This is a genomic window from Micromonospora sp. CPCC 205739, assembly GCF_036906795.1.
Taxonomy (GTDB): Bacteria; Actinomycetota; Actinomycetes; order Mycobacteriales; family Micromonosporaceae; genus Micromonospora.
On sequence record NZ_JBAKHS010000025.1, the window covers coordinates 1 to 21,286 of the forward strand.

Below are 21,286 nucleotides of genomic sequence, written 5' to 3' on the forward strand. Positions count from 1 at the left end.
CAGGTCTCGGCCTACCCCTTCCACTACGCCCAGTGGGAGCAGCAGGCCGCCGACCTCGTCGCCAAGCACTGGAACAACTGACCGCACGTAAACGACACGCTGGCCGGCACCCCCACGGGGGTGCCGGCCAGCGGCATATCCACCCCCCACCCACACCCCGGTGATCATGAAGTTAGCGGCGGCGTGGATCTCCCTGGCTGCCGCTAACGTCATGATCAACGAGGGATGGGGCGGGGAACGCGGAGCGGGGGCGACCGGTGGGAGTGCGCGGAAGGGGAGTGACCGGAGCGGCTGGGCGCCCGGAGTGGGGCGCGAGGGGCAGCCCCACCGGCGAGTGGAACGCTATGGGTGTTTCCCGCTGCCGGAGACACCCATGGTGTTCCACCGGTCGCCGGCGGCGACGCTCGGCGTTTCGTCGCCTCCGCTCCTTGGGGGACCAGCCAGCAACTGGCGGCCACGTCCCGCAGCGGGCAATAGTGGTGGCGGTCACAAGGGGTGTTGGAACAGTTGGGGTGGGTAGCCTGTTGACTCGGGTGTCGGTGTGTCCAGTGTCCCCGGGCCTCACCTAAATTGCCTTCGCGGAATACCGTTCGGCTGGAGCCGCGTCGCGCCACTCGCCGAGAGGCGACCTGCACACCGACACCCCAGCGCCGCCCCCGACCCACCAGGGCCGGGGGCGGCGTTGTCTTTCCCGCACAATCACTGGGTGGACTGGTCCGAGACGACCGGAGTGGTCGTACTGCCCAGCGGCGTGACCGCGCGCGGTCGCCGCATCGGCGATCCCGCCTCGCCCGCCGACTTCGCCCTGCTCCTGGCCCCGGGCCCGGCACCGGCCTGGCCGCACCGCCGGATCCGTTGGCCGGATTTCTGGTTGCCGCTGGACCGCGCCGACGCCCTCGACGCGCTGGGGGAGACCCTGCGCCGGGCGCACGACGGCGCGCGCGTCGAGGTGGCCTGCCGGGGCGGCGTCGGCCGGACCGGTACGGCGCTGGCCGCCCTGGCGATCCTGGACGGCCTTCCGCCGGACCGGGCGGTGGGTTGGGTACGCGAGCGGTACCACCCGCGGGCGGTGGAGACGCCCTGGCAGCGGCGCTGGCTGCGCGGGCTGCGCTGACCGCGTCGGCGCGTGCCGGGCGCGCGGGCACCGGCTGTGGTACTGGTTACTCCAGGGTTCCCGCAGCTCAACGCGGGTACCACCGGGGCCACCATGATCCGCCGCGCCCGGTCGGCGCGGCACCGGGCCGGCGGCGGGGGACCGTCGCCGTCGCGGTCGCTCTCCAGGCAAGGCAGGTACCACCATGGCCGCACCCGTCACCCCCTACCGGGGTACGCACCGCCGACCGCTGTCCACCCCCGGCCACGTCGGGCGGGCCACCGTCTCGCTGACGGTGCTCAGCGTGCTGGCGACGCTCTTCCTGGACGTCTTCCTGGTGACCGCCGCGCTGTGCATGCTGATGGTCGGTCCGGTGGTGCTGGTGGTGCAGCGGTGGCGGGACCGGGCCGGCCGGAGTGCCGGTGGCCAACGGCTGAGCGCCGGCGAGCCGGTGACCACCGGCTGAGTGCCGTGCGCCGGTGACCACCGGCCGGAGCCGCTACCCGCCGACGTACTCGCGCAGGTGGCGGGCGGTGAGGGTGTCACCTTGGGCGACCAGGTCGGCGGGCGTGCCGGTGAACACGACCTGACCGCCGTCGTGCCCCGCCCCGGGGCCGAGATCGATGATCCAGTCGGCGTGCGCCATCACCGCCTGGTGGTGCTCGATGACGATCACCGTGTTGCCGGCGTCGACCAGCCGGTCCAGCAGGGCCAGCAACTGGTCCACGTCGGCCAGGTGCAGGCCGGTGGTGGGCTCGTCCAGCACGTAGGTGCTCGACTTCTCGGCCATGTGGATGGCCAGCTTCAACCGTTGCCGCTCCCCGCCGGAGAGGGTGGTCAGGGGCTGGCCCAGGCTCAGGTAGCCCAGGCCGACGTCGGCCAGCCGGTCCAGCACGGTCCGCGCCTGGCCGCCGGGGAAGAACTCCCGGGCCTCGGTGACCGACATCGCGAGGACCTCGCTGATGTTCTTCCCGCGCAGCGTGTACGTCAGCACCTCGTCGGTGTAGCGCCGCCCCTCGCACCGTTCGCAGACCGTGGCGACGCTGGCCATCATCGCCAGGTCGGTGTAGACCAGCCCGATGCCCTTGCACGTCGGGCAGGCGCCCTCGGAGTTCGCGCTGAACAGGGCCGCCTTGACCCCGTTCGCCTTGGCGAAGGCGGTCCGGATGGGGTCGAGCAGGCCCGTGTAGGTGGCGGGGTTGCTGCGCCGGGAACCCCGGATGGGGGACTGGTCCACCACGACCACCCCGCTGCGGCGCGGCAGCGAGCCGTGGATCAGCGAGCTCTTGCCCGAGCCGGCGACCCCGGTGACCACGGTGAGCACCCCGAGCGGGATGTCGACGTCGACGTCGCGCAGGTTGTGCAGGTCGGCGCCGCGGATGGGCAGCTGCCCGGTCGGACGGCGTACCGGGTGGCGCAGGGTGACCCGGTGGTCGAGGTGACGCCCGGTGAGGGTGTCGGAGCGGCGCAGGCCGGCGACGTCGCCGGTGTAGCAGATCCGGCCGCCGGCCGACCCGGCACCGGGGCCGAGGTCGACCACGTGGTCGGCGATCGCGATGGTCTCCGGCTTGTGCTCCACGACCAGCACCGTGTTGCCCTTGTCGCGCAGGCGCAGCAGCAGGTCGTTCATCCGGGCGATGTCGTGCGGGTGCAGTCCGACGGTCGGTTCGTCGAAGACGTACGTCACGTCGGAGAGGCTGGAGCCCAGGTGCCGGACCATCTTCACCCGTTGCGCCTCGCCCCCGGAGAGGGTCGCCGACTCGCGGTCGAGGCTGAGGTAGCCCAGGCCGATCTCGACCAGCGAGTCCAGCGTCTCGCGCAGGGTGGCCACCAGCGGGGCCACCGACGGGTCGTCCACCGCGCGGACGAACTCGGCCAGGTCGCTGATCTGCATGGCGCTGCACTCGGCGATGTTGCGCCCGGCGATCCGGGAGGAGAGCGCCGCCGGGTTGAGCCGGGCGCCGCCGCAGTCGGCGCAGGTGGTGAAGGTGACCGCCCGGTCCACGAACGCCCGGATGTGCGGCTGCATCGACTCGCGGTCCTTGGCCAGGTAGAGCCGGCGCACCTTCACCGCCAGCCCCTCGTACGTCCAGTTGTTGCTGCCCATCTTGATCTTCGTGGCGGGCTTGTGCAGGAAGTCCTGCCACTGCTGCGGGGTGAAGTCCTGCAACTTGACGTCGGGGTCGAAGAGGCCGGAGCCGACGATGGTCTGCCAGTACCACGAGTCGACGGCGAAGTTCGGCACCAGGATCGCCCCGTCGTTGAGCGAGCGCTCCACGTCGACCATCGCGTCCACGTCCAGGTCGGAGACCCGGCCCAGCCCCTCGCAGGTCGGGCACATCCCCTCGGCGAGGTTGAAGCTGAACGCGCCGGCCGATCCGACGTGCGGCTGCCCGAGCCGGCTGAACACGATGCGCAGCATCGCGTACGCGTCGGTCGCCGTGCCGACCGTCGATCGGGAGTTGGCGCCCATCCGCTCCTGGTCGACCACGATCGCCGCGCTCAGGTTGCGCAGCGCGTCCACGTCCGGGCGGCTGAGGCTCGGCATGAAGCTCTGCAGGAAGGCGCTGTACGTCTCGTTGATCAGGCGCTGCGACTCCGCGGCGATGGTGCCGAAGACCAGGGACGACTTCCCGGACCCGGAGACCCCGGTGAAGACGGTCAGCCGGCGCTTGGGGATGTCGATGGAAATCCCGGTGAGGTTGTTCTCCCGGGCACCTCGTACCTCGATGACGTCGTGGCTGTCGGCGGCGTTCCGCCCTCGCTGCTCCATGGATTCGATCGTCTCATTGACGTCCGTGTGAAAGCTTCGGCGAGATTCGCCGAGCAGAGCGGTGCGATATGGCGCCCAAAGTCTCAAACGACGTCGTAGCCGCTAGGGTGACCCGGTGACGGAGAGGCGGCTGCGGGTGGTCGACGTCGCGGCGACCGCCGGGATCTCCGCGCAACAGGTGCGCAACTACCTCGACGAGGGGGTCCTGCCACCGGCCGACCGCACCCCGAGCGGCTACCGGGTGCTCACCGCCGCGCACGTGCGCGCGCTCGCCGTGCTGCGCCGGATGGCCGAGGGGCACGGTTGGGCGCGTACCCGGGAGGTGATGGTCGCGGTCCACCGGCGCGACCTGGCGGCGGTGCTCACCGCGCTCGACGCCGGCCACGCCGAACTGGACCGCGAGCGGACGGAGATCCGTCGGGTCCTCGGCGCCTTCGAAACGGTGGTGGTCAGCCCGCCGGTCGTGGTGCCCGCGCCCCGCCGGGGCGCGCGGATCGGCGAGGTCGCCGACCTGGTCGGCGTCCGCACCTCCCAGCTGCGGCTGTGGGAGGAGCGGGGGCTGCTGCGGCCGGCCCGCGAGGCGGGCACGAAATACCGGCTGTACGACGCGGCGGAGCTGCGTGCCGCGCAGGTCGTCGCCCTGCTGCGCCGGGGCGGCTACCCGTTCGAGATCGTGACCGCCGTCCTCGACGAGATGCGCACCACCGGCCGCCCCCAGCGGGTCCACGCCGAGCTGGCCCGGCGCGAGCAGGAGTTGCACCGGCGCAGCCTGCGGCGGCTGCGCGCCTCGGCCACCCTGTACGACTACCTCGCCGAGATCGGGCTCGCCGGTCCCGGCTGACCGCCCCCAGTGAGCCGCGCCGGTCACCCGCGGGGCGCTCGGTATGGTGCCTGACCATGAGAGCCCGGGTCCTGGCCACCGCCACCGTCGCCGTACTCCTCGGCACCACCACGGCCGTGCCGGCGTACGCCGCGCCGCCGGCGGCCCTCGCCCCCACCGTGACCGCGCCCTGCCCGAAGCTGCCGGCACCGGCGGTGACCCGCCCGCCCCGCCCGACGCCACCGGAACCGGTGCCCGCGCAGCGCGCGGTGGGCGGGGAGGCCCTGGCGACCCCGGGGCTGGTCGTCCCGCCCGGCACACCCGCGCCGCCGCCGGTGACCGCGACCTCCTGGCTGGTCGCGGACCTGGACAGCGGGGCGGTGCTCGGCGGTTGCGGCCCGCACGAGTACGCCACCCCGGCCAGCGTGCAGAAGCTGCTGCTCGCCGCCACCATGCTGCCGAAGCTGGACCCGAAGCAGGTGGTCACGGTGACCCGGGCCGACCTGGACATCGAGCCGGGCAGCTCCGCCGTCGGGCTGCTGGAGGGCGGCCGGTACCCGGTGGAGACCGTCTGGCTGGGGCTGCTGCTCCAGTCCGGCAACGAGGCGGCGAACCTGCTGGCCCGGCTCGGCGCCGGCAGCGCGCAGGCCGGGGTACGGGAGATGAACGCCGAGGCGCGCCGGCTCGGCGCCCTGCAGACCCACGCGGTGACCCCCTCCGGCCTGGACGGGCCGGGCCAGTTCACCAGCGCGTACGACCTGGCGCTGATCGCCCGGGTCTGCTTCGACAACCCCACCTTCCTGCGGTACGCGCTCACCGAGCGGGCCCGGATTCCCGCCCAGCCGGCCCTGCGCAAGCCCGGCTTCCAGATCCAGAACGAGAACCCCCTGATCTACGAGTACCCGGGGGCGCTCGGCGGCAAGACCGGCTTCACCGACCTGGCCCGGCACACCTACGTCGGCGCGGCCGAGCGCAACGGCCGGCGGCTGGTGGTCACCCTGCTCAACGCCGAACGACGGCCGGTACGGGCCTGGGAGCAGGGGGCGCGGTTGCTCGACTGGGGCTTCTCGCTGCCGCCGGACTCCTCGGTGGGCCGGCTGGTGGAGCCGGGCGAGGTCACCGCGGACGACGCGGCCCCGAACCCGTCGGCGGCCCCGGACGCCGGGGCGCCCCTGGCGGCCGGCCGGCCGTCCGGCGGTGCCCCGGAGTGGCTCGGCGGCGCCGTGGTCGGCGGCTCGGCGGGACTGGTCGGGCTGCTCGCCGCACTGCTGGCCCTCGGGCGGCGTCGCTGCCGGCCGCGCCGCCGCGCGGTCCGATGGGATTGACCGGCGTCGACAACCGGCCGACACCTCCATAGACTCCGGTCTTTCTGGTACCACGAGTCCAGGGAGGACCCACGTGTCGAGCGAACCCCGACCGCACGCCACCCCGCCGCGGCTGCCCGTGGCCCCGGCGCTGCGCCGCATCGCCGGCGTGACGCTGGCCTCGGCCGCGCTGGTCGTCGCCGGCGGCACCGCCGCGGTCGCCGCACCGGGCACCGACGCGTCCGCGCCGCCGCGGACGACCAACGGGCCGTGCGCGTACACCGAGACGCCCGACGAGCCGGCGGCCCGGCCGGTGCCGCTGCCCCCGGACCCCCGGCGGACGCCGGACCGGGGCACCGTCCGGGTCACCCTGCGCACCAACCAGGGCGCGATCGGGCTGACCCTGGACCGCGAGCAGGCCCCGTGCACCGTGCAGAGCTTCCTGCACCTGGCCCGGCACCGCTTCTACGACCGCACGCCCTGCCACCGGCTGACCGCGTACCCGACGCTGAAGGTGCTCCAGTGCGGTGACCCCTCCGGCACCGGCTCGGGCGGCCCCGGCTACCGGTACGCCGACGAGCTGCCCACCGACCTGCCGCCCGCGCCGACCGACCCGACCGGGGTCCGCCGGCTCTATGCCCGGGGCACCCTTGCCATGGCCAACGCCGGGCCGGACACCAACGGCAGCCAGTTCTTCCTGGTGCAGGCCGACTCGGCGCTGCGGCCCAACTACACCGTCTTCGGCTCGGTCGACGAGGCCGGTCTCGCCACGCTCGACCGGATCGCCGCGGCCGGGATCGCGCCCACCCCGGAGGACCCGGCACCGGTCGACGGCGCACCGGCCGAGCCGGTGGAGATCTGCAAGGTCACCCGGCGGCACTGACGCGAGCGGGTCGGCGGCCGGGCCGCGACTCTAGCGGCCCGGTCCGCCCCGCCGGCGGTGATTCCCCGGATCGGCGGACCGGGCCGCAGTGTCTCACTACCGTTTCGGAGAGTGAGAGCTTGCATTCGGATCGTCGCCGCCCTCGCCGCCGTCCTGCTGTCGCCGGCGGGGACACCGGCCGTGGCCGCCCCCGCGGGCCCGGCCACCGCCGCCACCGGGACCGGTGCGATCACCACCGGCCCCTGCCCACCCGTACCGTCGGTGTCCCGGCCACCGCGACCCGCGCCACCCCCGGCGGATCCCGCGCAGCGCGCCGTCGGTGGGGCCGCCCTGGCCACCGCCGGCCTGGTGCGACCCGCCCGGGCGCCCGCGCCGCCGGCCGTACCGGCGACCTCCTGGCTGGTCGCGGACCTGGACAGCGGCGCCGTGCTCGGCGGTTGCGGCCCGCACGAGTACGCCACCCCGGCCAGCGTGCAGAAGCTGCTGCTCGCCGCTGCCATGCTGCCGAAGCTGGACCCGGAGCGGGTGGTCACCGTGACCCCGGAGGACCTGGACGTCGAGCCGGGCAGCTCGGCGATGGGGCTGGTCGAGGGCGGTCGCTACCGGATCGAGACGATCTGGCTGGGGCTGCTGCTCAAGTCCGGCAACGAGGCGGCCAACGCCCTGGCCCGGCTCGGCGGCGGCCCCGACGGACAGGCCGGCGGCGTCCGGGCGATGAACGCCGAGGCCCAGCGCCTCGGGGCGTTGCAGACCCACGCGGTGACCCCGTCCGGGCTGGACGGGCCGGGCCAGTTCACCAGCGCCTACGACCTGGCGCTGATCGCCCGCGCCTGCTTCGCCGACCCCGCCTTCCGCCGCTACGACGCCACCCTGGAGGCGGTCGTCCCGGCGCAGCCGGCGCTGCGCGAGAAGGCGTTCCAGATCCAGAACGACAACCAGCTGCTCTACCGCTATCCGGGGGCGCTGGGCGGCAAGACCGGCTACACCGACCTGGCCCGGCACACCTACGTCGGCGCCGCCGAGCGCAACGGCCGGCGGCTGGTGGTGACCCTGCTCGGCGCGGAGGCGACCGAGCGGCGCGGCTGGGAGCAGGGCGCTGCCCTCCTGGACTGGGGCTTCTCGCTGCCCCGCGATGCCGCCGTCGGCCGGCTGGTACGCCCCGGCGAGCTGGCCTCGCCACCGTCCGCCTCGCCCACCGCCACCCCGCCCGCGCTGGCCGAGGCGGGCGGAGCGGCCCGGGTGGACCCGCTCGAAGACCGGTGGACGCGGACCGGGCCGCTGGCCGGGGCGGCGTCGGCGCTGCTCGCCGTGGCGGTCGCGGGCGTGCTGATCGGACGGCGTCGCCGGCGGGCCGCCGCCCGGCGTCGGGCGTGACACCCGCCCGGGTCCGCACCGGCGCGGGCAGACCCGCCGCCCGGGTCCGCACCGGCGCGGGCAGACCCGCCGCCCGGGACCGCGCCGGCCCGGCGACACCCGCCCGGGACCGGCCGGGCGCGGTGCCGGCGCGGGTGGCGCGGCGGGTCGCCCGGACGCTGGCCCTGCTGCTGGCGGTGGCGGCGGTCGCCGGCTGCCAGCGGCCGCCCGCCCCGGCGCCGCAGCCCAGCGCGGTCACGCCGTCGCCGAGCGGCTCACCCGCCCCGGCGGACTTCGTGCTCCTCTCCGAGGTCGACCCGAGCATCGCGGTGGACATCCGGTACGCCACCGCGCACAACTTCGTCGGCCGGCCCGTCGACGGCTATCCCGAACCACTCTGCCTGCTCACCCGCACCGCGGCCGAGGCGTTGCGCCGGGTGCAGCTCGCCGCCCGCGCCCAGGGCCGCAGCCTGCGGGTGTACGACTGCTACCGACCCCAGCGGGCGGCCGACGACTTCGTCCGCTGGGCGAAGGACCCCGCCGACCAGCGGACGAAGGCCGAGTTCTACCCCCAGGTGCCCAAGTCGAAGCTCTTCGACGAGGGCTACATCGGCGCGCCCACCTCGCACAGCAGCGGCAGCACGGTGGACCTGACCCTGGAGCCGGTGCCGGCACCGCCGCGGGCCACGTACCGCCCGGGGCAGCCGCTGGTGGCCTGCACCGCGCCGGCCGGTCAACGCTTCGCCGACGGCGGCGTCGACATGGGTACCGGCTTCGACTGCTTCGACTCGCTGGCCCACACCGACGACCCGCGCGTCACCGGCACGCCGCGACAGAACCGGCAGCTGCTGCGCCGGCTGATGAAGCAGAACGGGTTCGTCAACTACGACCGGGAGTGGTGGCACTACCGCCACGCCGACGACCCGTACCCGGAGACCTACTTCGACTTCCCGGTGGCGGTGTCGTCGCTGCGGCCGCGCTGAACACGCGGGCGGGCCGGCGGCGGCGCCCGCCCCATGATCACCTCAGGGTGATTTGGGGCTAGGCTTGCGATGATCACTGCCAACCCTCGGCGGGCAGGTCGACGCCGTGGGGTCGCCACCGGTGGAGGAGCCTTCGTGGAGATGGAACGGACCGGCCCGCCCCTGCTCGCCGGGGAGCGGGAGACGCTGCGCGCGTTCCTCGACTTCCACCGGGCGACCCTGGCGATGAAGTGCCGGGGCCTGACCGACGAGGAACTGCGCCGCCGGTCCATGCCACCCTCGACGCTCACCCTGCTCGGCCTGCTGCGGCACATGGCGGAGGTGGAGCGGGCCTGGTTCCGGCGGGTGATCGACGCCGAGGACGTGCCGCTGATCTGGTCCGAGACCGGCGACTACCAGGAGGCGTACGACCCGACCGGCTCGACCGGCGCGGAGGCCTTCGAGGTGTGGCAGCGGGAGGTGGAGCACGCCCGCCGCATCGAGCGGGAGGCCGAGTCCCTCGACGTCACCGGGCACCAGGCGCGCTGGGGCGAGGACGTCTCACTGCGGCTGGTGATGCTGCACATGATGCACGAGTACGCCCGGCACAACGGCCACGCCGACTTCCTCCGGGAGGGCATCGACGGTTCCGTCGGGGTCTGACCGCGCGGCCGTACCCGGCTCAGTGGCGGGCGCTGCCCGGCGCAGGGGCCTCGCCGCCGTCGGGTCGCGCGCCGGCCAGCGGCAGCCAGGCCAGCACGTCACGGATCTTCTCGTCCCAGTACGCCCAGTCGTGATCGCCGGGGGAGTAGTCCACGGTCACCGGGACGTCGCGCGCTCGCGCCGCCTCGACGAAGCGCACGTTGTCCTCGTAGAGGAAGTCCTCCGTGCCGCAGGCGACGTAGAGCGCGGGCACGTCGCCGCCGACCCGGTCGAGCAGCGCGACCGTGTCGTCGTCGCTGCCCGGCGCATCCCGCTCACCCCAGACGGTGTGCCAGACGGCCCGGTCGACCGGCCTGGTCGGGTGGTCCCGGCGGTTGACCACGTCCAGCGCGCCGGAGAGGCTCGCGGCGGCGGCGAACCGGTCCGGTCGGCGCAGCGCCCACTTCACCGCGCCGTAGCCACCCATCGACAGGCCGGCCACGAAGGTGTCCTCCCGGCGCTCGGAGAGCCGGAAGAAGGACCGGCACACCTGCGGCAGTTCCTCGCTGAGGAACGTCCAGTACCGGTTGCCGTGCTCCTCGTCGGTGTAGAAGCTCCGCCCCGCCTGGGGCATCACCACGGCCAGGCCCAGCGGCGCGACGTACCGCTCGATCGCGGTGCGCCGGGTCCAGATGGTGTCGTCGTCGGTCAGGCCGTGCAGGAGGTAGAGCACCGGCGGATCGCCGGCCGGGGCGGCGCCGGCCATGCCGATCTGCGTCGAGCCGCGCTCCGGCAGGAGCACCGTCATCGACGTCCCCATGCCCAGCGCCTCGGAGAAGAAGTCACAGCGGATCCGCGCCATGGGCGTGGATGCTACGCGCCGCTGCTGTCCATTCCACCGCCCCTGCCGACGGCGTGCCGGGGGCGTCGGCCCGGTGGAGGTCGGCGAAGCCCGGTCAGTCGGCTGGACGCGGCGCGCAGGTGGCCGCGACGAGGGCCTCGGCGGCGGAGTTCGGGGCACCGAGATGCTGCTGCCGGTCTGGCTGCGGCTGATGGGCAGCCTGAACACCCCGAGGTTCCCATTCAAGATCGTCCGCTGAGCCGGCCGCCCCCGCTGGTGCCAGGCGTCAGGTCCAGTAGAGGATCCGGCAGGACGGCACCCGGGCGGCCAGCTCGGCGGTGAACCAGGAGCGCAGCTCCGCCATCGTCTCGCGCGGGTAGACGAACTTCACCGCCCCGAACTTCCCGTGCTTGCGGCTGCGGCTCGCCTCGTCCATCTCCAACCTCGTACGCGGGTACCAGCCGAGCAGCACCTCCCGGCTGCCCGGCGTGAACCGGTGCGTGATCAGTTCCGCGGTCAGGTCCAGCCCCGGCACGCCCGCCACCGCGTCGACGACCAGGTCCAGCAGCTCGCCGTAGTGGGTCCGCCAGTCCGGCAGCGCGATGATCGGCGCGATGGTCAACCCCACCGGATATCCGTCGAGCGCGAGCCGGCGCAGCGCCGCCAGCCGGGCCGGCACCGGGCTCGTACCGCCCTCGAACCGGGTGCTCACCGGCAGGCAGTTCACGCTGAACCGCACCCGGGTCCGCCCGGCGTGCGGCAGCCCGACGAAGGTGCCCACGTCGTCGTACTTGGTGGTCCAGCGCAACTGCACCGAGGCGTCCCAGCCGGCGAAGTGCTCCACCGCCCGCCGCCAACTGCCGGTGAGATGCTCCAGGGCCAGCGGATCGGTGTAGCAGGACGCCTCGAACGTGGTGCCCTCCTCGGCGCGCCGGACGTTCCGGCTGGTCACCGTGCCCCGGCCGGCGTAGTCGGCGAGCCCGTCGAGGATGTCGTCGAGGTCGGCGTACACCCGGGTCACCGGCGGGCCGGAGAGCGACCCGGCCAGGTAGCAGTACTGGCAGTGCGCCGGGCAGCCCTCGGCCAGGTCCACCCGCCAGTCCGCGCTGGGCGCGATCGGTTGCAGCCGACGGCGCGACGGCGGGCTGACCACGATCGCCATGGTCGACTTGGCCCGGGCGTACGTCTCCCGCTCGGTCTCCCCGCGCAGGCCGGTCAGCCGGTTCGCGCGCAACCGCTCCACCTCGATGCCCAGCGCCTCGACCCGCCCGACGATCCGCCGCCCGTGCGGATGCTCCAGCGCCGCGGGGGTGGCCACCACCCGCCGAGGCGTCCACCGCCGCGCCGGCCGGGGCGGCGGGGCCAGCCCCGCCAGGTCGCGGATCGGCACCTGCTCGCCGCTCGCGTCGTGCGGAGCCGGGGGTACGTCCACCGCCAGCGGCTCGTCGACGTCCACGCTGTCCGGCTGCATCCGGGCCGGTTACCCGTTCCGGGGCGGAACCAACGGCGGGCGGCCCGACCGGTCCGACGCCGCCGCCGCGTAGCGGGCGGCGAGGGTGGCGAGCAGGTCACGCAGCTCCGGCGGGTCGAGCACCTCGAACCCGACGTCCAGGCTGCCCAGGAAGCCGGCCAGGTCGTGCAGCGAGTTGCCGCCCGTCTCCAGCAGGCAGGTCTCCTCGTCGAGCGGCTCCAACAGGCCGGCCGTGGGGGTGAGCAGCCCGGCGACCACGGCCGCGGGCGCGTGCAGCCGTACCCGTGCGGGGTGCCGCCACGCGACGGAGCCGACGCCCCGCCGCACCCGCCAGTCGACCTCGGCCTCGGGCACCTCCCGGGGCGCGAAACGCGGGCCGTTCGGCGACCGCGGGCGGACCCGGTCCGCGCGGAACGTCCGCCAGTCCGCCCGCTGCGGGTCCCAGGCCAGCAGGTACCAGCGGTGTCCGGTGTAGACCAGCCGGTGCGGCTCCACCTCCCGCCGGCTGTCGGCGCCGTCACGGCGGACGTAGTCGAAGCGCAGCCGCTCCCGCCGGTGGATCGCCGCGGCGATGTCGGTCAGCGTCGCCACCGGCACCGTCGGACCGCCCCCGGCCGCCGAGACCGTGGCCGCCCGTAGCGCGTCCACCCGGTGCCGCAGCCGCGACGGCAGCGACTGCTCCAGCTTGGCCAGCGCCCGCAGCGAGGTCTCCTCGATGCCGGTGACGGTGCCCGCCGCGGCGGCCCGCAGGCCGACGGCGACCGCCACCGCCTCCTCGTCGTCGAGCAGCAGCGGCGGCAGGGCGCTGCCCCGCCCCAGCCGGTAGCCGCCCGCCGCGCCCGGACGCGAGTCGACCCGGTAGCCGAGGGCGCGCAGCCGCTCCATGTCCGCGCGCACCGTCCGGGTGGTCACGCCCAGCCGGGCGGCGAGCTCGCCGCCGGGCCAGTCCCGCCCCGACTGGAGCAGCGACAGCAACCGCAGCAACCGCACCGAGGTCTCCACCATGCCGGACAGTCTGCCCGCCATCGCGGAACCGCACCTTCCGCAATCGACCGTAGCGTGCGTGGCGAGGAACCGATCGAGGAGAGGAACCACCATGTTGCGAGGCATCGCCACCGTCAGCTTCTGGGCCGACGACCTGCCGGCCGCGAAGACCTGGTACGCCGACCTGCTCGGCGTCGAGCCGTACTTCGAGCGGGCCGGCGCCGACGGGCGGCCCGGGTACTACGAGTTCCGCCTCGGTGACCACCAGCACGAACTCGGCCTGATCGACAGCCGGTACGCCCCGCCCGGCGCGACCACCGGCCCGGCCGGGGCGATCGTCTACTGGCACGTCGACGACCTGCCGGCCACCGTGGCCCGGTTGCTGGCGGCCGGCGCCCGCGAGCACGACCCGATCCGCGAGCGGGGTGCCGGGTTCGTCACGGCGTCCGTGGTGGACCCGTTCGGCAACGTGCTGGGCGTGATGACCAACCCGCACTACCTTGAGATGCTCTCCAAGCGATCATGACGAAGGGATGACGGGTGGCTGACGAGGCGCTGGCCGGGTTGGCCCGAAACCCGGCCCTCCCCGCCGACCTGCGGGACCTGCTCGTCCACCATTCGGAGGCCCGCTGTGGGAACTCGCCGACCGGACCGATCTGACCCCCGCGCAGCTGCGCACGGCGGTCACCCCGCTGAACCGGCCGGGCCGGGTGCGCACCCGGCGGCCGGTGGACGGGGAAAGCGCGCCCGTACCGCGTCGATGCAGCTGTCCCGGGAGGTCGGGCCGCCGAAGCGCAGCCGGTCGTAGCCGGTGAAGGCCGGCTCCAGCCCGTCCAACTCGTCCACCAGCGCGTGCAACCGTCGCGCCCACCCCGCGCCGGGCTCCGGCCGGTCCACCGCCGCGCGGATCGCCGCGGTCAGCTCGTCCTTGCGCCGGATCGTCTCCGGCGTCACCGACCGCAGGCACACGTACTGGCCGCTGAGGTAGGCGTCCCACTCCGCCGCGCCCTGCGCCGCGTCCGCCCAGTGCGCGGTGAACCAGGCCCGCAGCGCCTCCGGCCCGCCCGCCCGGTCGGCCAGCGAGAACAGGTCGGCCGGCACCATCTGCGCGCCGTCCGAGCGCAGGTAGCCCGGCAGCGGCAACCGCCGGTCCAGCATCAGCCGGCGTACGGCGTCGACGTCACGCCCGTGCGCCGCGCAGAGCTCCTCGAGGACCACGAACTGCGCGTCGACGTACGCGTCGTCGGCCGCCGTCATCGGATGGTCCCCGTTGACCTCCCGGAAGCGTTGCGCCACCCGCTCCGCCAACCCCATCGACGTCTCCTCCCTCGCACCGGGCTGCGACGGTAGCGGCGGAATCCTTCGGCGATCACCGAAGGATCCTCGGAATATCCGTTGCGGGCACCCGGACGCCTCGCCTACCGTCAATACCGCAACGTCACGCCGATCAAGCCGGGGAGCCCACCGTGCAGCAGCAGAACAGCACCGAAACCACGCGGTCCATGCCGCGCGGCGGTGCCATGCTGCCCGCGGGCGAACGAGCCCGGGGCCTGCTCCAGGGCCGGTGTGGCTGGCGACGAGGGTGGCGGCGCGGATAGCGCCAGCGCGACAGCGCAGCCGCCCACCCCACCGGGGACCGGGCGGCTTTTTCGTCACCCGGCACCCGCCCGAGGGGTGTAGTTCAACTGGCAGAGCACCGGATTCCAAACCCGACGGTTGCAGGTTCGAGTCCTGTCACCCCTGCGTCATGTCCCGGCACCGCCGGCGACCTCGCTGCTTCTCAACTCCACAGTGGATGGCATGAGTACGACCCCGGCCGGCGCCGCGAGCGCGTCGGCCGGGGGTACGACACGGGGTGGCACCACCACCCCGCACGGGCCGTTGGAGCAAGCTGGCAGCTCACCCGGTTCTCGACCGGGAGGTTACGGGTTCGAGCCCCGTACGGCCTACGCAGTGACATGCGGTTGTGGCGCAGTGGTAGCGCGTCGCCTTGCCAAGGCGAAGATCGCCGGTTCGAACCCGGCCAGCCGCTCGGAACACTCCCACCTCACGGGCTGCGCGCTGGGGCGCAGAGAGGCCTTGCAAGCCACTCCCGCCGGGTTCGATTCCCGGGCGGTCCACGAGCCTTCCGCCGCCCCGCCCCGGGGCGGCATCCCACGACACCAGGAGAAGACGATGGCATTCACCCCGCTGCCGGGCACCCGGGCGCCGGTACGGGTCTGGACCGACCCGTACGGCATCGAGCCGCAGGCCGCGCAGCAGCTGCGCAACATCGGTGCGCTGCCCTGGGTGCAGGGCGTCGCGGTCATGCCCGACGTGCACTTCGGCAAGGGCGCCACCGTCGGCTCCGTCATCGCGATGCGGCAGGCCGTCTCGCCCGCCGCGGTCGGCGTGGACATCGGTTGCGGGATGTCCGCGGTGCGTACCTCGCTCACCGCGGCCGACCTGCCGGACGACCTGGCACCGCTGCGCGCGGCGATCGAGGCGGCCGTCCCGGTCGGCTTCGCCAAGCGGGACGACCCGGTCGACCCGCGCCGGATCCGGGGCCTCGAGCAGGCCGGCTGGGACGCCTTCTGGAAGCGGTTCGGTGAGCTGGACCGCCGGGTGGCGCAGCTGGAGAGCCGGGCCCAGCACCAGATGGGCACCCTCGGTGGGGGCAACCACTTCATCGAGGTCTGCGTCGAGCAGGGCGGGCCGGACGCCGGCCAGGTCTGGCTGATGCTGCACTCCGGCTCCCGCAACATCGGCAAGGAACTCGCCGAGCGGCACATCGGGGTGGCGCGGAAGCTGCCGCACAACACCGACCTGCCCGACCGCGACCTGGCGGTGTTCCTCGCCGGCACCCCGGAGATGGACGCGTACCGCCGGGACCTGTGGTGGGCGCAGGAGTACGCGCGACGCAACCGGGCGGTCATGCTGGCGCTGCTCTGCGGCGTGGTCCGCGAGCAGTTCCCGCAGGTCGCGTACGGGGAGCCGATCAGCTGCCACCACAACTACGTGGCGGAGGAGAGCTACGACGGGGTGGACGTGCTGGTGACCCGCAAGGGCGCGATCCGGGCCGGTCGGGGGGACCTGGGCATCATCCCGGGGTCGATGGGCACCGGCTCGTACATCGTGCGCGGCAAGGGCAACCCGGACGCGTACTGCTCGGCGTCGCACGGCGCGGGGCGGCGGATGTCGCGGGGGCAGGCGAAGCGGACGTTCAGCACCGCCGACCTGGTCGAGCAGACCGCCGGGGTGGAGTGCCGCAAGGACGCCGGGGTGGTCGACGAGATCCCCGGCGCGTACAAGGACATCACCGAGGTGATGGCGCAGCAGGACGACCTGGTCGAGGTGGTGGCGCACCTCAAGCAGGTGGTCTGCGTGAAGGGTTAGGCACGACCGGCGTCCGCGGGGGGTGGATGCCGGTCGTACGCCCCGGTGGCGCAGCGGAGAGCGCGTCGGTCTACGAAACCGAAGAGTCCAGGTTCGAATCCTGGTCGGGGCACGGTCCGTATCCGCACCGGCGGCTACGGTGGCCGAAAAGACGCCGATCACCTGCGTCATCGCCTCCCTGCGGCAGACCTGCCTATCAGAGTTCATGCGTTGGGTGGACAGAACACCTAGACCATCGGCCGCAGACACAACATCCTGCCCATGGACGCGCCAGATGGGCCGGCAGGACTAGCAACGCCAGCAGGGGACTGCCCTGGGTCCAGCGGTCCGCAGTCTGGCTACGGCGCTCGATGTCCAGCGATCAGGCCAGCGTTATGGACGCTGCGACGACCGCACTGGACGAGTTCGCAGCCGCGCGGGCCGGATCAGGGTTGGTGGTGCAGCCGCAGATCGTGCTTTGCCGAGGGAACGGGTGACCCGAAGGTCGCGGTCTTCCGGGTAACGCCTCGACAGGCGATCGACCTGCAGCAGAATCTGTCCGCACTGGACCCTCAAGTAGCTGCCAAAGCGGCGCCGACGGGTGTGGTCATTGATCCTGGCGAGGACTGCGGTGCCCACCACGATCACCACCAAGAGGGCGGGTGCCAGTAACAAGGCGGGGTGAGGTCGCCGCCCCTGCGAGTAGTTAACCAAGGCGATGAGCGGCCAGGCCAGGGGCGACGCCGTCAGGAGGGCGATGACGGCCCACCCGACGGTGCCGCCAGCCTCTCGGAGAACCTCTTTGAATTCGGAAGAAAACTTGGACGCGTCTCCCGCGAGATGGCGAGGACCGAGTAAAAGGCGATGGTCAACCAGGCGGTCCGCGACCCGGCTGTACCGGTCCACTTCCGCTCGCAGGTGGGACAGGTGGCCGACGGGTGGGAATGGAGCATCCAGCTCCGCCGAGACCGCAGAGAGACGCCAGGCCAGCCGACGAGCGGGCGACACAGGTCGCTGCTCGATCGCCGCCAGCACTCCGAAGAAGGGCGGCGCCAGGACGCCGAGTGCGACCGCTAGCACCCCGGCCTCCCACCACGGCGCCATATCCGCATCGGTGACGACGTTCACGCCGATACCCCCGCCAACGCCGGCGCCCGCTGACAGTAGCGGCAGGGAGATGAGAGATCGGAAGTCTCCCTTGGGTACCGCCCACATCCGATACCAGTCTCGCAGGGGTGTGCAGAAGGCTAGCGCTATGCCTACCTGGCGCAAGAAGACGAACGCGAGGCTCGCGTACACCGGCACGCTGAGGAAGGCCAGTAGGGCCAGTGCGCCGTTCATGGTGGCCGAGGTTACAAGTCGGACGCAACCCATCCTCCGCCGGTGCGGCATCGCACTCGCCGGTCACGTATAGGGACGGGAGCGGCAGTCGATAGGTGCGAGCAGCGGCACCTCTCGTGTCGAAGTGTGCCAGGCCGCCATGGGGGGCACCGCGGGCCTGGACGACCTCGCCTCGCTGCGTGGGCAAGACTTTCTCCTACGGCAAACCTGGGACAGACATATCCCTCGATCCCCGCTAAAATCTCCGGGTCGTCAATCAACAAGACGTGACGCTTAATCCTCAATTTGAGGCCCGATCCCTCGCTTGGAGCAGGCATGCCTGGTGTTAAGCCCCGTTGGAGTGACGATGACTTGAGGGCTGCGGTCGCGGCGGTGAGTTCCTGGCGCCAAGTTGCCCTGCGGCTTGGGGTAAGTCCGAGTGGAAACTCGTTTGCGTCGTTCAAGGCCAGGGCAGAGTCTCTGCACCTCGACATCTCCCACTTCAAGGGAAGAGGCTGGAACCGTGGCACAGGCGTGGGAAGAAATAGTGCAGCTGCCCAGGCGGCCAAGCGTCGATGGTAGGAGGAGAACAGAGATGTCTATCGCGAGCGCAACGCGAAGCGTCGCAGGGAACGCGCCGAGCTGATTGCTGAGACGAAGGCGCGTCCCTGCGCGGACTGTGGCGTCCAGTACCCCTTCTTTGCCATGGAGTTCGATCACCGTGAGGGTGAGCTTAAGGCATTCTCGATATCAAGGGCTTCGAATGGCCTGAGCATGGCGCGCCTCATGGAGGAAATCGCCAAGTGCGACGTTGTCTGTTGCCTGTGTCATCGCTTCCGCACTGCGCGGCGAGCAGGCTGGCGCGGGCTAAATGTCGCAACGGCGTCATGGGAGCTGAATAACTTGGCTGATGACGAATGACGTGCGACGCTCTGTCGGCAGGTCCGGGGTGAGATGACGTACGAGCCTGCGGTCACGCTGCTGCTGATATCGCCAGCCTAGTCCAGCCGGAGGCATCGCTCCACCAACCCGACCGAGTGCCCGAGTGGCCAGGGGGCGGTCTGCAAAACCGTACACACGGGTTCGAATCCCGTCTCGGTCTCGACTGCCGTCCACTGTGGTACCGCCGGAGGACGTGGGTCCAGCCGCTGCTCATAACGGTGGCCCGCCCGGTTCGACCCCGGGTCCGGCGACCGCCGCCGTCGCGGCGACCCGTGCCGGGTCGCCGCGACGGTACGGGCAGTCAGCCCATGTGCACGGTGCCGCTGGTGGCCAGGTCCTCCTTGCGGACCTTGATCAGCAGCACGGTGGCCAGGCCGGAGAGCAGGATCAGCGCGGCGCCCCAGGCGAACGCCACGGAGTAGCCGTGGACGGCGGCCTGGGCCATCGTCGCCTGGTCGGGGACCCGGGTGGCCAGGTACGCGGCGACCGCGCTGGTGAAGAAGGTGTTGAGCAGGGCGGTGCCGAGCGAGCCGCCGATCTGCTGGGTGGCGTTGAGGGTGGCGCTGGCCGCCCCGGCGTCGTGTTCGGGGACGCCGACCAGCGCGAGGCTGGACAGCGGCACGAAGGTGAAGCCGAGGCCCAGGCCGAGCACCACCTGGGCGGGCAGCAGGTGCGCCAGGAAGGAGCTGTCCACGTCGATCTGGGTCAGCGACAGCATGGCGGCGGCGGCCAGCGCGGCGCCGGTCACCATCAGCGGCTTCGCCCCGACCCGGGGCATCAGCTGGCTGGCCGCACCGGCGCTGAGCAGCACACCGGCGGTGATGGGCAGCGACGCGAGGCCGGCCTCGACCGGCGAGTACCCGAGCGTCTGCTGGAAGTAGAAGGTCAGGAACAGGAACGCCCCGAACAGCCCGGCCCCGATCAGGGTGGAGGCGAGGTACGCCCCGCCCCGGTTGCGGTCCAGCAGGATGCGCAGCGGCAGCAGCGGGTGGCTGGACCGCAGCTCGATCACCACGAAGGCCGCGAGCAGCGCCACCCCGGCGGCGATGAAGCCGATGGTGGCGGAGGCGTCCCAGCCGTCCTCGGCCGCCTTGGTGAAGCCGTACACGAGGGAGACCAGGCCGGCGGTGACCACGACGGCGCCGGGGATGTCGTAGCGGGTGTCGCCGTGGGCGCGGCTCTCCGGCACCAGCGGGATGGCGGCGAACAGGGCGACCGCGGCGATCGGGATGTTGACCAGCAGGCACCAGCGCCAGTCGACGTACTGGGTGAGCACGCCGCCGAGCACCAGGCCGACGGCGGACCCGCCGCCGGCGATGGCGCCGTAGACCGCGAACGCCTTCGCCCGCTCCTTCGCCTCGGTGAAGAGCACGGTGAGCAGGGCCAGGGCGGCCGGGGCGAGCAGCGCGCCGAAGGCGCCCTGGAGCGCGCGGGCGGCGAAGAGCAGCCCGCCGGTGGTGGCCAGGCCGCCGACGGCGGAGGCCAGGGCGAAGCCGACCATGCCGACGAGGAAGGTGCGCTTGCGGCCCCAGTAGTCGGCGATCCGCCCGCCGAGCAGCAGCAGGCCGCCGAAGGTCAGGGTGTAGGCGGTGACCACCCACTGCCGGTCGGCGTCGGAGATGCCGAGGTCGGCCTGGGCCTCCGGCAGGGCGATGTTCACGATGGTGGCGTCGAGCACGACCATCAGCTGGGAGATCGCGATGACCGCGAGGACCAGCCAGCGCCGTGGGTGTGGCGCGACCGGCGCCCCGGCGTCGGGCGCGCCGGGGGCGGTCAGGGTGGAACCGGGCATGGTGCAGCCTTCCGTGACGTCGGTGTGGCGTTGCGGTTGACGGGCGCGCCGGGTCGGTCGTGACCCGGGACGGCCGAAAGGTCAGTCGGCGCGGTACCGGAGCACCGGGACGAGCACCTGGTCGACGAGCTGGGTGAGGAAGTCCTCGTCGGCGGGAAGGCCGTGGGCGAGGATCCGGGACAACACCATGGCCGGGGCGAGGTCGTGGAAGAGGTCCCGCTCGCCGGCCTCGGCGGGGATCTCGCCGCGGGCGGCGGCGCGGACGACGACGGCGACGCTGGCCACCCGGCCGGCGGGCATCACCTGCTGCCGGATCAGGTGCTCCAGCTCGGGGCTGGTCCGCATGGCGAGGGTGAGGGCCTGCATCAGGTCCCTGTCGGCGGTGCAGATCGCGGCGGTGGTGCGCAGCAGCTCCAGCAGGTCGCCGCGGAGCGAACCGGTGTCGGCGGGGGTGTGCACGCCGACGTGCCGGTGTCGCAGTGCGGCGGCGACCAGGTCGGCCTTGCCGGGCCAGTGCCGGTAGATGGTCGCCTTGCTCACCCGGGCCCGGGCGGCGACCGCGTCGATGGTCAGCCGGTCGTAGCCGACCTCGCGGATCAGCGTGAGGACGGTGTCGAGCAGCTCGGGGTGGCGCTCCCCGCAGGCCGTGGTGCCCGCCTGGGCCGGGATGTTTCCCTGGCGCATGATCCTCCCCGAGCGAAACGATGTCGTACTCAGGCTAGTGCGGAGGATGCGCCAACGCCGATCTTTAT

At 73.0% G+C, this 21,286-nt stretch carries 19 protein-coding genes and 5 tRNA genes; 16 read left to right on the plus strand and 8 right to left on the minus strand.

Features of this window, described 5'->3' with window-relative positions:
• Positions 1–706: 706 nt before the first annotated feature.
• Positions 707–1,114 (plus strand): protein-tyrosine phosphatase family protein, encoded by a 408-nt coding sequence (locus tag V6U88_RS26305; RefSeq protein WP_334457020.1) that lies wholly within the window; start codon positions 707–709, stop codon positions 1,112–1,114.
• 184 nt (positions 1,115–1,298) lie between these two features.
• Positions 1,299–1,559, plus strand: a complete 261-nt coding sequence (locus V6U88_RS26310) for a hypothetical protein (RefSeq protein ID WP_334457021.1) — start codon at positions 1,299–1,301, stop codon at positions 1,557–1,559.
• A gap of 33 nt (positions 1,560–1,592) precedes the next feature.
• Here V6U88_RS26310 and V6U88_RS26315 read toward each other — a convergent pair whose 3' ends face one another.
• Positions 1,593–3,866, minus strand: a complete 2,274-nt coding sequence (locus V6U88_RS26315; RefSeq protein WP_334457022.1) for an excinuclease ABC subunit UvrA — start codon at positions 3,864–3,866, stop codon at positions 1,593–1,595.
• Positions 3,867–3,981: 115 nt separating this feature from the next.
• On the opposite strand from V6U88_RS26315, the gene V6U88_RS26320 reads away from it, so the two are divergent.
• From V6U88_RS26320 to V6U88_RS26345, 6 genes are all read left to right on the plus strand, one after another.
• Positions 3,982–4,707 carry a MerR family transcriptional regulator gene (locus tag V6U88_RS26320; RefSeq protein ID WP_334457023.1) on the plus strand — a complete coding sequence of 242 codons (726 nt, stop codon included), beginning with the start codon at positions 3,982–3,984 and terminating at the stop codon, positions 4,705–4,707.
• A gap of 56 nt (positions 4,708–4,763) precedes the next feature.
• Positions 4,764–6,011: a D-alanyl-D-alanine carboxypeptidase family protein gene (locus V6U88_RS26325; protein ID WP_334457024.1), complete on the plus strand. Its 1,248-nt coding sequence runs from the start codon at positions 4,764–4,766 to the stop codon at positions 6,009–6,011.
• A 73-nt stretch (positions 6,012–6,084) separates the two neighbouring features.
• A complete protein-coding gene (locus tag V6U88_RS26330; protein WP_334457025.1) occupies positions 6,085–6,873 on the plus strand; it encodes a peptidylprolyl isomerase in 789 nt (262 codons plus the stop codon).
• Between the two features lie 111 nt (positions 6,874–6,984).
• A complete protein-coding gene (locus V6U88_RS26335; RefSeq protein WP_334457026.1) occupies positions 6,985–8,247 on the plus strand; it encodes a D-alanyl-D-alanine carboxypeptidase family protein in 1,263 nt (420 codons plus the stop codon).
• Positions 8,244–9,209: a M15 family metallopeptidase gene (locus V6U88_RS26340; protein ID WP_334457027.1), complete on the plus strand. Its 966-nt coding sequence runs from the start codon at positions 8,244–8,246 to the stop codon at positions 9,207–9,209. Before V6U88_RS26335 ends, V6U88_RS26340 begins: the two co-directional genes overlap by 4 nt.
• Positions 9,210–9,350: 141 nt before the next feature.
• Complete coding sequence (locus V6U88_RS26345; protein WP_334457105.1) at positions 9,351–9,851, plus strand: DinB family protein; 501 nt, start codon at positions 9,351–9,353, stop codon at positions 9,849–9,851.
• A gap of 19 nt (positions 9,852–9,870) precedes the next feature.
• Here the strand turns inward: V6U88_RS26345 and V6U88_RS26350 are convergent, their stop codons facing one another.
• Complete coding sequence (locus tag V6U88_RS26350) at positions 9,871–10,692, minus strand: alpha/beta hydrolase (RefSeq protein WP_334457028.1); 822 nt, start codon at positions 10,690–10,692, stop codon at positions 9,871–9,873.
• A gap of 73 nt (positions 10,693–10,765) precedes the next feature.
• Between V6U88_RS26350 and V6U88_RS26355 the strand changes: the two genes are divergently transcribed.
• A complete protein-coding gene (locus tag V6U88_RS26355) occupies positions 10,766–10,930 on the plus strand; it encodes a hypothetical protein (RefSeq protein WP_334457030.1) in 165 nt (54 codons plus the stop codon).
• 27 nt (positions 10,931–10,957) lie between these two features.
• Here V6U88_RS26355 and V6U88_RS26360 read toward each other — a convergent pair whose 3' ends face one another.
• Both V6U88_RS26360 and V6U88_RS26365 read right to left on the minus strand, forming a co-directional pair.
• Positions 10,958–12,142: an SPL family radical SAM protein gene (locus V6U88_RS26360; RefSeq protein ID WP_334457031.1), complete on the minus strand. Its 1,185-nt coding sequence runs from the start codon at positions 12,140–12,142 to the stop codon at positions 10,958–10,960.
• 9 nt (positions 12,143–12,151) lie between these two features.
• Positions 12,152–13,147 (minus strand): helix-turn-helix transcriptional regulator, encoded by a 996-nt coding sequence (locus V6U88_RS26365; RefSeq protein ID WP_334457107.1) that lies wholly within the window; start codon positions 13,145–13,147, stop codon positions 12,152–12,154.
• 91 nt (positions 13,148–13,238) lie between these two features.
• Here V6U88_RS26365 and V6U88_RS26370 point away from each other — a divergent pair, with 91 nt between their 5' ends.
• Complete coding sequence (locus V6U88_RS26370) at positions 13,239–13,652, plus strand: VOC family protein (protein ID WP_334457032.1); 414 nt, start codon at positions 13,239–13,241, stop codon at positions 13,650–13,652.
• Between the two features lie 158 nt (positions 13,653–13,810).
• Here V6U88_RS26370 and V6U88_RS26375 read toward each other — a convergent pair whose 3' ends face one another.
• Positions 13,811–14,440, minus strand: a complete 630-nt coding sequence (locus tag V6U88_RS26375) for a DUF6058 family natural product biosynthesis protein (RefSeq protein WP_334457033.1) — start codon at positions 14,438–14,440, stop codon at positions 13,811–13,813.
• 356 nt (positions 14,441–14,796) lie between these two features.
• On the opposite strand from V6U88_RS26375, the gene V6U88_RS26380 reads away from it, so the two are divergent.
• The 5 genes from V6U88_RS26380 (at position 14,797) to V6U88_RS26400 (ending at position 16,613) form a co-directional block, all read left to right on the plus strand.
• Positions 14,797–14,869, plus strand: a tRNA-Trp gene (locus V6U88_RS26380).
• 132 nt (positions 14,870–15,001) lie between these two features.
• Positions 15,002–15,075, plus strand: a tRNA-Glu gene (locus V6U88_RS26385).
• Positions 15,076–15,086: 11 nt separating this feature from the next.
• Positions 15,087–15,158, plus strand: a tRNA-Gly gene (locus V6U88_RS26390).
• Between the two features lie 143 nt (positions 15,159–15,301).
• Positions 15,302–16,501 (plus strand): RtcB family protein, encoded by a 1,200-nt coding sequence (locus V6U88_RS26395; protein WP_334457034.1) that lies wholly within the window; start codon positions 15,302–15,304, stop codon positions 16,499–16,501.
• A 39-nt stretch (positions 16,502–16,540) separates the two neighbouring features.
• Positions 16,541–16,613 (plus strand) — tRNA-Arg (locus tag V6U88_RS26400).
• Between the two features lie 260 nt (positions 16,614–16,873).
• On the opposite strand, the gene V6U88_RS26405 is transcribed toward V6U88_RS26400, so the two are convergent.
• Positions 16,874–17,821 (minus strand): hypothetical protein, encoded by a 948-nt coding sequence (locus V6U88_RS26405; protein ID WP_334457036.1) that lies wholly within the window; start codon positions 17,819–17,821, stop codon positions 16,874–16,876.
• 1,010 nt (positions 17,822–18,831) lie between these two features.
• Between V6U88_RS26405 and V6U88_RS26410 the strand changes: the two genes are divergently transcribed.
• Positions 18,832–18,902, plus strand: a tRNA-Cys gene (locus V6U88_RS26410).
• Between the two features lie 141 nt (positions 18,903–19,043).
• Here V6U88_RS26410 and V6U88_RS26415 read toward each other — a convergent pair.
• Positions 19,044–20,534 (minus strand): MFS transporter, encoded by a 1,491-nt coding sequence (locus V6U88_RS26415; RefSeq protein WP_334457037.1) that lies wholly within the window; start codon positions 20,532–20,534, stop codon positions 19,044–19,046.
• A gap of 81 nt (positions 20,535–20,615) precedes the next feature.
• Complete coding sequence (locus tag V6U88_RS26420; protein WP_334457038.1) at positions 20,616–21,218, minus strand: TetR/AcrR family transcriptional regulator; 603 nt, start codon at positions 21,216–21,218, stop codon at positions 20,616–20,618.
• Between the last annotated feature and the right edge of the window lie 68 nt (positions 21,219–21,286).